7 protein-coding genes and 2 pseudogenes are annotated in these 11,465 nt (G+C 57.5%); 4 read left to right on the top strand and 5 right to left on the bottom strand.

Features of this window, described 5'->3' with window-relative positions; all coding sequences use genetic code 11:
- The 3 genes from N5D53_RS21410 to atzF all read left to right on the top strand — a co-directional run bounded on the left by N5D53_RS21410 (position 1) and on the right by atzF (position 6,198).
- Positions 1-627, top strand: a complete 627-nt coding sequence (locus N5D53_RS21410; protein ID WP_064492079.1) for an urea amidolyase associated protein UAAP2 — start codon at positions 1-3, stop codon at positions 625-627.
- 202 nt (positions 628-829) lie between these two features.
- Entirely contained in the window at positions 830-4,438 is a 3,609-nt protein-coding gene (gene uca / locus N5D53_RS21405) for an urea carboxylase (protein ID WP_279840758.1), read from the top strand.
- The gene (atzF, locus tag N5D53_RS21400) at positions 4,435-6,198 is read left to right on the top strand and encodes an allophanate hydrolase (protein ID WP_104887659.1); all 1,764 of its coding nucleotides are present in this window, start codon (positions 4,435-4,437) and stop codon (positions 6,196-6,198) included. The genes uca and atzF overlap by 4 nt, the downstream gene beginning before the upstream one ends.
- A 90-nt stretch (positions 6,199-6,288) precedes the next feature.
- Here atzF and N5D53_RS21395 read toward each other — a convergent pair.
- Positions 6,289-7,065 (bottom strand): annotated as a pseudogene (locus tag N5D53_RS21395) (MFS transporter); the annotation flags it as partial.
- Positions 7,066-7,083: 18 nt separating this feature from the next.
- Here N5D53_RS21395 and N5D53_RS21390 point away from each other — a divergent pair.
- Entirely contained in the window at positions 7,084-7,713 is a 630-nt protein-coding gene (locus N5D53_RS21390) for a nitroreductase (RefSeq protein WP_279840755.1), read from the top strand.
- Between the two features lie 195 nt (positions 7,714-7,908).
- Here N5D53_RS21390 and N5D53_RS21385 read toward each other — a convergent pair whose 3' ends face one another.
- From N5D53_RS21385 to N5D53_RS21370, 4 genes and pseudogenes are all read right to left on the bottom strand, one after another.
- Positions 7,909-8,166: a hypothetical protein gene (locus N5D53_RS21385; protein WP_279840754.1), complete on the bottom strand. Its 258-nt coding sequence runs from the start codon at positions 8,164-8,166 to the stop codon at positions 7,909-7,911.
- A gap of 64 nt (positions 8,167-8,230) precedes the next feature.
- A complete protein-coding gene (locus N5D53_RS21380; RefSeq protein ID WP_279840752.1) occupies positions 8,231-9,667 on the bottom strand; it encodes an alanine/glycine:cation symporter family protein in 1,437 nt (478 codons plus the stop codon).
- A gap of 83 nt (positions 9,668-9,750) precedes the next feature.
- Positions 9,751-10,561 (bottom strand): annotated as a pseudogene (locus N5D53_RS21375) (alpha/beta hydrolase).
- Between the two features lie 90 nt (positions 10,562-10,651).
- Positions 10,652-11,465 (bottom strand): LysR family transcriptional regulator (locus N5D53_RS21370; protein ID WP_279840751.1); only part of this gene is annotated, 814 nt, incomplete at its 5' end.

Here is an 11,465-nt window from a genome sequence, read left to right as displayed (position 1 = left end):
ATGACTGCACCATTGCACCTTGAAAATGCCTTATACCAAGCCACCATTCCAGCCGGAGAACCATGGCTGACCGAAGTGAAGGCTGGCCAGATTCTACGCATCCGGGATCTCGAAGGTAACCAGGCGATCGATACCCTGTTCTACAGTGCCGCGAATCCTCGTGAGCGCTACGACGTCCAGCGCACGTTGCGGCGGCAGAACAATGTTTACCTGGGCAAAGGCAGCGTTCTGTACTCAAACCTGGGCCGACCATTACTCACCCTCATCGAAGATAACTGCGGGCGCCACGACACACTCGGCGGTGCGTGTGCACAGGAGAGCAATACCGTCCGTTATGCCCTGGACAAGCGTCACATGCACAGCTGCCGTGACAATTACCTTCGGGCCTGCAGCCATGATGGCCGGTTGAGCAAGCGCGACATCAGCCCGAACATCAATTTCTTCATGAATGTCCCGGTCACTCCGGAAGGCGGCCTGACCTTTGAGGACGGCATTTCGGCGGCAGGTAAATATGTGCTGCTGCGCGCAGAGATGGATGTAATCGTGCTCATCTCCAACTGCCCGCAGTTGAACAACCCCTGCAACGGCTACGACCCAACACCCGCAGAGCTGACCATATGGGCATGAAAACCTGGGTAAAGCGTTTGAGGTACATGTTCTTCGTGTACTGCCACTACCGTGCTGGGCGCATCCAATACCGCAGCGACCCGCCAGACTGTCCTGACAAGCACTCCTGATCCAGGCTGGGGACGACCCCAAGACCTCATAAGCACTGTGGGACGACCCACAACCCAACCGCACGGACATGTACCGTCGTAAGGGGCTTCTTATGTTCGATTCATTGTTGATTGCCAACCGTGGCGCTATCGCCTGCAGGATCCTGCGTACGCTTCGCCAAATGGATGTAAAAGGTGTCGCTGTCTACGCAGAAGCTGACGTAGCCAGCCTTCACGTTCGTGATGCAGCCCAAGCTGTGAGCCTGGGAGAAGGAGCTGCTGCCAACACATATCTCTGCGTCGACAAGATCCTTGCTGCTGCCAAGGAAACGGGCGCGGGCGCCATTCACCCAGGTTACGGCTTCCTCTCAGAGAATGCGGCTTTCGCGGCGGCTTGTGAGGCGGCTGGGATAGCCTTTGTCGGCCCCACTGCAGATCAGTTGAAGCTGTTTGGCCTCAAACATACTGCGCGCGCTTTGGCGCGCAAGTACGGCGTCCCAATGCTTGAGGGTACCGAACTGCTCGACAGCGTGGAGGAGGCTGTTGCAGCTGCGCAGGCGGTGGGCTATCCGGTCATGCTCAAAAGCACGGCCGGCGGCGGCGGAATCGGCATGCGGGTATGTTGGTCACCGACAGAGCTCGCAGATGCCTTCGAGACTGTCAGGCGGTTAGGTCAGAACAACTTCAGTGATGCAGGCGTCTTCATCGAGAAGTACATCCAGCGTGCGCGTCATCTTGAAGTCCAGATTTTCGGGGATGGGTGTGGGGATGTCATCGCACTGGGTGTGCGTGATTGCTCAGTCCAGCGCCGCAACCAGAAGGTGCTGGAAGAGACCCCGGCTCCTGATCTCACTGACCGGATTTCCCAGTCACTTTGTGAAGCTGCCATTCGTCTGGCCAAGGCAGTGAGCTATCGGAGCGCAGGTACTGTTGAGTTCGTGTTCGACAGCGATGCGCAGCAATTCTACTTCCTGGAGGTCAACACCCGCCTGCAGGTCGAGCATGGCGTTACCGAGCAGGTGTGGGGTATTGATCTTGTTCGCTGGATGGTTGAGCTCGCGGCTGGAACCCTGGCACCACTCAAGGAGTTGGCGCGCACCCTGACGCCTCGTGGCCATGCCGTGCAGGCGCGCCTCTATGCAGAAGATCCAGGTAAGGAATTCCAGCCCAGCCCTGGTTTGCTCACGGCCGTTCAATTTCCGCACGCAGAAGGCCAAACCCTACGTATCGATACATGGGTAGAGGCGGGGTGTGAGATTCCTCCGTTTTTCGACCCCATGATCGCCAAGGTCATCACTTGGGCAGAGGATCGCGACCAAGCTTGTTCCCGATTGCACGCTGCGCTCGACAACAGCGTCATCTACGGCGTGGAAACCAACCGGGAGTACCTCAAGCAGATCCTGGTGGATGCCCCATTCGCGACCGGCAAGCCCTGGACACGCTGCCTTGAGGGGTTGGTGTATAAAGCGTCAACCATCGAGATACTCAGCGGCGGCACTCAGACTAGCGTCCAGGACTACCCTGGACGCCAGGGGTACTGGGCCGTCGGAGTGCCCCCGTCTGGGCCAATGGACAGTCGAGCATTGCGCCTTGGCAATCAACTGATCGGCAACCCGGAAGGTGAGGCTGGACTCGAAATCACCATGACCGGGCCAAGCATGCGATTCAATGCTGACGCCGTGGTAGCCGTCACGGGGGCGGAGATTCCGGTACTGATCGATGGCAACGTCGTGCCGATGAACACTGCACTGATGATCAAGGCTGGTTCGGTACTCAGCATCGGCACGATCGTTGGTGCTGGCGCCAGGGCCTACCTGTGTGTACGTGGAGGCATCCAGGTGCCGGAGTATCTGGGCAGCAAGAGCACTTTCACCCTGGGGCAGTTTGGCGGTCACGCAGGTCGAGCCTTGCGCGCGGGGGATGTGCTGCACATCAGCCGCTTGACTGACTCAAGTGCAGGCAGGCAACTGCCAGAGCAGGAACCGCTGGGGGCGCGCCGAGAGATCCGTGTGATTTACGGCCCCCATGGGGCGCCCGAGTATTTCACACCGGCCTATATCGAGACATTCTTCGCCACAGAGTGGGAAGTGCATTTCAATTCGAGCCGCACCGGTGTTCGGTTGATCGGGCCAAAACCCGAGTGGGTGCGCGCCGACGGAGGGGAGGCTGGGCTGCATCCCTCCAACATCCATGACAATCCTTATGCGATCGGGGCCGTGGATTTTACGGGCGACATGCCGGTGATTCTGGGCCCGGACGGCCCAAGCCTGGGTGGTTTCGTCTGTCCGGTCACAGTGATCGAGGCCGACCTGTGGAAGCTGGGGCAGCTTAAAGCCGGCGATAAGGTCAGGTTTGTACCTACAGACGTCGCGCGTGCCCGAGCACTGGCGACTTCGCCGTTGCTGGGGGAGGTGCCGGTGCGCAGCACATCCGATGTGAAAATGTCCGAGCTTGTGTCCCCAATCGTAATGGACTTGGGGGAGGGCGAGATGCGACTGGTAGCCCGATTGGCTGGTGATACCCATTTATTGCTCGAGATTGGCGAACCAGAGCTTGATCTGGTGCTGCGGTTCCGTGGCCATGCTTTGATGCAGGCTCTCGAAGCTCAAGCACTCCCAGGGGTCATCGATCTGACACCCGGGATCCGCTCGCTTCAGGTGCACTACCAGCCGGAGCGACTTTCCTTAGGCCACCTGTTGGAAGCTATCGCCGGCGAGTGGGATGCGGTCTGCGCAGCTAAGGATCTTGCGGTGCCTTCTCGAATCGTTCACCTACCTCTGTCTTGGGACGATCCTGCGTGCCAGCTGGCCATCGAAAAATACATGACCACTGTGCGCAAGGATGCCCCCTGGTGCCCAAGCAACCTGGAGTTCATACGTCGCATCAACGATCTTGCGAACCTGGAGGAGGTGCAGCGCACGGTGTTTGAGGCCAGTTACCTGGTCATGGGCCTTGGGGACGTATACCTCGGAGCTCCCGTGGCAACTCCGCTCGATCCTCGGCACCGCCTGGTGACCACCAAGTACAACCCCGCACGTACGTGGACTGCAGAAAACGCGGTCGGCATCGGTGGTGCTTACATGTGCGTTTACGGCATGGAGGGGCCGGGAGGTTATCAATTTGTCGGGCGAACCCTGCAGATGTGGAACCGCTATCGAGAAGTAGAGGCTTTCGGTGGCAAACCTTGGCTGCTCCGCTTCTTTGACCAAATTCGCTTCTACCACGTGACCGCTGAAGAGTTGCAACGCATCCGTAGGGACTTTCCGCTCGGCCGATACGACCTGCGTATCGAGGAGAGTCAACTACGACTGGCGGATTACCAAGAGTTTCTGGCGGGTGAGGCGGACAGCATCGCAACCTTCCGTAGCCAGCAACAGAGCGCGTTTGCAGCCGAGCGGCAGCGTTGGATTGATACGGGACAAGCGCACTTCGAAAGTAGCGAGGCGGCCGCCCCAACGAGCGAGGAAAGCCCTATCCCCAGCCATTTGCTGGGCGTAGAGAGCCCGATTGCCGGCAATTTGTGGCAAGTCCAGGTTGCCGCTGGTGATGAGGTCGAGGCGGGCACGACCTTGGTGGTACTTGAATCCATGAAGATGGAAATACCGGTCTGCGCGCCTTGTGCAGGTGTCGTCAGGGAGATTCACGTGGAGCCAGGGGCAGCCATTCGTGCCGGTCAGCGCGTAGTTGTCATTGAGCCTATCGCAAAAGGGGCGGCAGCATGAAGAATGATCTGCGAATCGATGTATTGCGTGAACGCTATGTGCGTGGTGACGTGAGCCCTCGCCAACTGATTCTGGCATTGCGTGACGAGGCCCAGGCCATCAACCCCCAGTTCAACGCGTTCATCCATCTTCTGAGCGCTGAGGAGCTTGAGCCGTACCTTGCGGTGCTGGAGTCGACGCCTATTGAGCGTTTGCCCTTGTATGGGGTGCCTTTCGCCATCAAGGACAACATCGATTTGGCAGGCGTGCCGACCACGGCGGCTTGCCCTGCGTATGCTTACATCCCGGTTCGCTCGGCCAGCGTCGTCCAGCGGCTGATCGACCTCGGGGCCGTTCCATTAGGCAAGACCAACCTCGATCAGTTTGCGACAGGGCTGAATGGCACGAGATCACCATACGGTGCATGCGTGAACAGTGTGAATCGTGATTACCCCTCAGGTGGATCAAGCGCCGGATCACCTTTGGCCGTGGCGCTGGGTATCACCAGTTTCGCCCTGGGTACCGATACTGCAGGTTCAGGTCGCGTACCTGCAGCCCTCAATGGGCTTGTAGGGTTGAAGGCAACAAGGGGGCTGATTTCGACTGCTGGAGTCGTACCTGCATGCCGAACGCTGGATTGCGTCACTACATTTACGGCTACAGCACGGGAGGCCAGCCAATTGTTGGCCTTGCTTGCTGTGCAAGATCCTGCGGACGAATACAGCAGAGCCAACCCTGCTTGGAATGATGGCAGTGCGTTCGGGCGCATCACTTCCTTCCGGTTTGGCATCCCACGCGAGTGCGACCTGGAGTTTTTTGGATGCAGCGAGGGGCCTGGCCTGTTTGAAGCGTCCATCCAGCGACTGAAGTCGCTGGGGGGAGAGCCGGTCACCATCGACCTTTCGCCATTCCTTGAAGCTGCCCGCTTGTTGTACGAAGGCCCGTGGGTTGCCGAGCGTTACAGTGTGGTGGGAGAGCTCGCGCAGGTACACCCAGAAGCCGTGCTGCCAGTCATTCATGCGGTGCTTGAGAAAGGCCCGAAGGTAAGCGGCGTCGATACGTTCCGTGCTCAGTATCGGTTGCAGATGCTCAAGGCCAAATGTGATGAAGTCCTGAAAGACCTGCATTGTGTGCTTACGCCCACAATTGGTCGCCCCGTGACCTTGGCCGAGCTCGCTGATGAACCCGTGAAGCGCAACTCTGAGCTGGGCTATTACACCAACTTCATGAACCTGCTCGATTACGCAGCCGTTGCTGTGCCCAGCGGTGTCATGAAGAACGACCTGCCTTGGGGGATCACGCTATTCGGTCGGGCATTCACTGACCACTACCTGCTGAGCCTCGCAAACGCCTACCAAGGGTTCGAAGCACCGGCGATCGATGCTCGCAATGACATGGCCCGCCTGGTCGTTTGTGGTGCCCATCTGGATGGGCTCGCGCTCAATTGGCAGCTCCAGCATCGTGGGGCTCGGTTGCTGGAGTCCACAAGCAGCTCCCCCCATTACAAGCTCTACGCGCTTGCCGGCGGGCCTGTGAAACGACCCGGGATGGTGCGGGTGCAGGAAGGGGGCGTCGCCATCGCAGTGGAGGTTTGGGAGATGCCGAGCACGGAGCTGGGCTCATTCCTGACCGGTATCCCTGCGCCTTTGGGGCTGGGCAAGGTGGAACTGAGCGATGGTCGCTGGGAGACAGGTTTCATATGCGAAGGCGCGGGACTCGATGGTGCCGCAGACATCACCGAATGGGGAGGGTGGAGGGCCTGGTTGGCTTCGATGAGCTGAGGTTGAGGCGGACACTTCTTGCCGTTGTGAAATGACTATGCCCACATTCCTGAAGTAAGAAAGTGGGCATCGAGGTGCGACTCGCGTGGCTTATTTTGCGCTAACGGCGCTGGCTGATTCAGCTTGCTCGTGCTGGCGTTTGCGGCCGATTACCAGTACTGCGATACCGGCCACGGTGCACAGCGCGGCCAAGGGCATCAGCGCCAGGGAGTAGCTGCCGGTGGCATCGTGAATGGCGCCGTAGGCATTGACCATAAGGCCTCCGCCGATCAGGTTGGCCATGGCGCCTACGGCGGCAAGGCCCGCGGCAGCGGTCGAGGAAGACAGCCAGCCGGACACCAGTGCCCAGAACGGCCCTTTCATCGAATACGCGCCCACCAGTACCATGGTCAGCATCGCCACCGTTGCCGGCAGAGAAGCGGTGAACAAGGTCATCAGCAGGCCCGCCGCGATCAGCAGCATGGTCATCGCGGTGTGCCAGCGACGCTCGCCGGTACGGTCGGAACTGCGGCCCCAGAAGATCATCAGCACCGAGGCAATGCCGTAAGGGATGGCGTTGACCAGGCCGATTTCCAGGGCACTGAGGCCAAAGGTTTTCAGTAACTGCGGGGCCCATACGCTCATGGTGCTCCCGGCGGCGGAAGCGCCCGAGTAGATCAGTGCCAACACCCAGATATCCTTGTGGCGCAGCAGCTTCCACAGCGAGATATGGCCGATGGCGGTCTTTTTCGAGGCTTCATCAGCCAGGCGCCGAGTGAGCCAGCCGCGCTGCTCGTCGCTCAGCCACCTGGCTTGCTCTGGGCGGTCGGTGAGCACGAACAGGCAGGCGATGCCAAGCAGTACTGCAGGTATCCCTTCGAGCATGTAGTACGTCATCGTCGATCCATGCGCGAGTTCCTGCCGCAGGCGCTTCCTTCCGAACTGATCCAGGCGGTGCTAGAGGACGCCCAGCAGGCACCCTCCAACTGCAACACTCAGCCGTGGCAGGTCCACGTAGTGTCTGGCGCTAAACGTGACGAGCTTGCAATGGCATTGTCGGCTGCAGATGATGCCGGCCAATTCACGCCGGACTACTACTTTGATATGTCTGAATACCCTGAAGTCTATGCGAAGCGAGCTCAATCCAGTGCTAAAGCGCGTTACGATGCCATCCATGTCACTCGTGAAGACAACGACGGCCGTGCTAAAGCTATGCGTCAGAACCTGAGTTTCTTCGGCGCGCCACATGTGGCCTTACTGTTCATGCCTGCGCTAGGGGACAGCGTTCGGGTGGCCAGCGACCTAGGCATGTACGGCCAGACATTCTTGTTGTCATTGACTGCTCATGGGCTGGCAGGTATCCCGCAAACGCTTTTGGGAATGTACGCCGATACTGTTCGCGAGGTGCTGGGCATCGACTCGGATATGAAAATGCTTTTTGGTATTTCTTTCGGCTATGCGGACCGAGCTGCAGTTGCCAATGACATTACCGTAGGTCGAATTCCGATTTCGCAAAGCGTAACCTTCCACGGTTAAGATCGGCTCCTCTCGACATCCGATCTTCTTTCCGGGCGTCGCTTTCGAGTGCAGGTTACTTTTCTGATGCGATCAATATCTCAACAGCGCTGAGGATTTTCCAGTTTAAATCGAGCACGCGCTAACGGGTGATTGTACGCTCTATAAGCTTTATTCTGCCATTAGAACAATTTGAGCCGGAGTTATCTTCGGTGATCACGTGACAAGCCAGTGTTTCCGCAGATCGTTAGCCAAGCTGATCGGGGAAATCAAATAGGGGTTGTAAAGGATCGTCATGTGGTTCAGGCCGAGGTGGATGTCCTCAATACCCTTGTTTGTTTTCAAGACCTTTGTTTTGATCCGCGTGAGCCGCTCCTGAATCGGCAAGTTGAAATTTTTCGCGGTGACGTCGAAGTGCAGATAGTTCCCTCCGGGAAAGCAGATCTGCGGAGTAGGTAGCGGGCTCGCATTCATGTTGAACCTCCTAAGTTATGCAAGCGATGGGGTCTCTTAAGGGACCCCATCGCCACAGCCAGATTTATCGGTGGCTAACCACAACTGCTGGGTTATCTACGGGGGCTGGGGGCTGTTCAGCCCAGATACCCTGGTCGATATTCACATCCTGAAAAGCACTAGCGGTCAGGACTGGTTCGGTAACACCCGCTTTACGTTGCTTGTCGTAGTCTGCGAGCAGCCTGAGGCCAATCTTGCACAGTAGCGTCAGGGCGATCAGGTTTACCAAGGCGGAAAGGGTCATGGTGATGTCGGCAAACGCGAATACGGTTGATAGGTCTTCCATCGAGCCCCAGAGGATGAGTGCTAGCACGACGGCGCGGTAGCCCAGAAGGACTTTGCGGCTTTCACCAAGGATAAACTTCAGGTTGTTCTCGCCGAGGTAGTAGTTGTAGAGGATCGAGGTAAACACGAACAATGCCAGTGCAGCGCTAATGAAAATGCGCCCCCAGTCGCCCACAACCGCAGCTAGTGAGTTCTGGGTCAGAATGAGACCGTCACCGGCAAAGCCAGCAGTGTAGAAGCCGGACAGCAGGATCAGCAGAGCAGTGCAGGTACAAATGACGAACGTGTCGAAGAACACGCTAAACGCCTGTACCACACCTTGAGAAATTGGGTGTCTGACATCGGCCACTGCCGCCACGTTTGGTGCACTGCCCAGGCCGGCTTCATTGGCAAACACGCCGCGTTTGACTCCCATCACGATGGCGCTGCCAATGAGGCCGCCGAAAGCCTGGTCCAGGCCGAAGGCGCTTTTGATGATGGTCAGCAGCATCATTGGCACGTGATCGAACTGCAAAACAATCACGTAGAGTGTTACCGCTACGTAGGCTAGCGTCTTCACCGGTACCAACAGGTCTGCCACCTTCGCGATACGCTTGATACCGCCTACAAACACCAGCCCCAGCACGACTGCCAGGACGACGCCCGAATGAGTAGGATCAATGCCGAAGGCATTTTGCAGGGAGTGGGTTACGGCATGCGATTGCAGACCGTTGAATGAAAAGCCAAAGGTGACGATGAGCAAAATTGCCATCAGTACGCCGAGCCATCGCTTGTTCAGCCCGTATTCAATGTAGAAGGAGGGTCCGCCATAGAATTGGCCGCTGGCATCTTTACGCTTGTACAACTGGGCCAAGCTACATTCCATAAGGGTGGTCGCCATTCCAACCAGGGCTGTGACCCACATCCAGAAAACAGCACCCGGACCCCCCATTGTTACAGCAACCCCAACGCCGGCAATGTTGCCTGCACCCACCCGACCCGCGAGGCTTAACATGAGCGCTTGAAACGAGCTGATTTGCGCTGAGCTGCTGGTGAGGCTGTCTTTGAAAACTTTAAACATGTGCAGGAAGTACCGAAGCTGCACAAAGCGTGTCTTGATGGTGAAATAAGTACCTAGTCCGACGACCAGGACGATGAGCAGCTTTCCCGAAAGAAAACCATTGATGGCTTCGAGCATGGCGCAACCTCATTGTTATTATTACTGGGGGTAGTGCGAGCTTCACGCGGCTAACTTAGCCGCGTGGTAAACACATGAACCGCTCAGGCGCGGTCTTGCAAAGCCTTGATGTACTTCCACATCAGGGCGGGATTCGAATACATCGGGAAGTGACCGCAATCAGGGATGCACGCCAGTTCCACGCCTTGTGCAGCGATATGGTCGAGATAGGAGAGGTGTGAGTTGGTTACCCCATACATATACTGGCGCGGGAATGGTAGTGCGAGAAACTTGTCCATCAACTGAGCGTTGTCGGACAAATTGACCATCGATTCGAAAATGCCACGCACAGCGCCGGTCCGTACTTTATGTGCGAGGCTGGCGGCATAGAGTGCACTTGCAGGATCCGAAGCCAACCGAGTGCGATTGATAAAATCACGGAAGAAGCCCGCGTCGTCATCACGGTCATGATCGTGGATCTGTCGACTGAGGAAACAATCCTCAGGGGCGATGTTGCCTTCGATATCAACAAAGCTTTGAATGCGATCAGGCTCTTCGTGAGCCAATACCAAGCCGGTCAGCCCCCCCCATGGAATGGCCTACCAGATGAAACTTGTCGATCCCGAAATGTTTGAGCACGGCGTGCGCGGTTTTCACCAGGAATGGGATGTTGATGCGCGAGAGGTCGGCACACTCTGTTTCACCGCAGCCTGGCGCATCATAGGCGATGAAGGGGTGTCCTTCGAAAGACGCCTGCAGGGTGATATCGGCGTAGTCCTCTTTTGTAGAACCGAATCCGTGGAGGAACAGGATGGGCGTTTTTGGCCCGGTGCGGTGTATCACAGCCAGATCGAGCTGCACACCATCGATGCTCAGTGGGATTTTCTCGTACGTGAAGCGAGCTGCATGGGACACGGATACAAACTCCTATAACAGAGTCCCCAATCTTGAACGAGCTAAATGATTTGTAAAATACGAAGCCACGAACCCTGTCATACGCCCGGCCTATGACAGTAAATCTTGTCTTGCATGGTCGATCATTGCCTCCACCAATGAATTTTTGTGTTCGCTATGCCAGGCCATGGCCGTGATCACCACTTTTACTTCGGGATGCAGAGGGCGGATGACGACGTTCTCCGGCGCGAGTTTACCCATAGACGTCGGTACCAGTGCGATGCCCTGACCGCAACTGACAAAGGCGACTTGTGACGATACGGACCGCACCTGGTGGACGATGCGCGGTGCGAAGCCGCTGGCTTTGCACTGCCCAACCAGGTAGTCGAAGTACACAGGACTCACATCCCGTGATGCCATGACCAGGGTTTCGTCCGCGAGGGATTGTAGAGAGATTGACTCCCTTGCAGCTAAGGGATGGTCTTTGGGTAGTGCGACAGCCAGCCTATCTTCGGACAACGGCAATGATTGAATATGTCGACCGAGATTCCCTTCCAGGCGTGCGAATGCAATGTCGATATCACCCGCCTCCAGTGCGGGTATGGCTTCCGCGCTATCTATCTCCCGAACCGATACCGTAATCAAGGGATGATTCTGCTTGAAGCGCTCGATCAACGGGGGTAGCACGTCGATCATGGCCGATGTAATCGCTCCGATGGTCACCACGCCGGCATGGCCTGCGACGGCTTCGTGAACCGCCAACTCTAGTCGCTCCAGTTGATCAGCGAATTTCCGGACCGCGGGAAGAATCGCGGCGCCGGCGGCGGTCAGCTGTGCACCGCGGCGAGAACGGGTAAAAAGTTGAACGCGTAGCGACTGTTCGAGCGCCTGGATCTGCTCGGTCAACGGCGGTTGCGACATACCC

Source organism: Pseudomonas sp. GD03862 (assembly GCF_029840855.1).
GTDB classification, from domain to species: Bacteria; Pseudomonadota; Gammaproteobacteria; order Pseudomonadales; family Pseudomonadaceae; genus Aquipseudomonas; species Aquipseudomonas alloputida.
This window is presented reverse-complemented; position numbering and strand designations above follow the sequence as displayed.

Excerpts from the sequence above, each read along its gene's own strand:
- atzF (WP_104887659.1), top strand. The coding sequence starts at position 4,435 with ATGAAGAATGATCTGCGAATCGATGTATTGCGTGAACGCTATGTGCGT.
- N5D53_RS21385 (WP_279840754.1), bottom strand. The coding sequence starts at position 8,166 with ATGAATGCGAGCCCGCTACCTACTCCGCAGATCTGCTTTCCCGGAGGG.
- N5D53_RS21380 (WP_279840752.1), bottom strand. The coding sequence starts at position 9,667 with ATGCTCGAAGCCATCAATGGTTTTCTTTCGGGAAAGCTGCTCATCGTC.
- N5D53_RS21410 (WP_064492079.1), top strand. The coding sequence starts at position 1 with ATGACTGCACCATTGCACCTTGAAAATGCCTTATACCAAGCCACCATT.
- uca (WP_279840758.1), top strand. The coding sequence starts at position 830 with ATGTTCGATTCATTGTTGATTGCCAACCGTGGCGCTATCGCCTGCAGG.
- N5D53_RS21390 (WP_279840755.1), top strand. The coding sequence starts at position 7,084 with ATGCGCGAGTTCCTGCCGCAGGCGCTTCCTTCCGAACTGATCCAGGCG.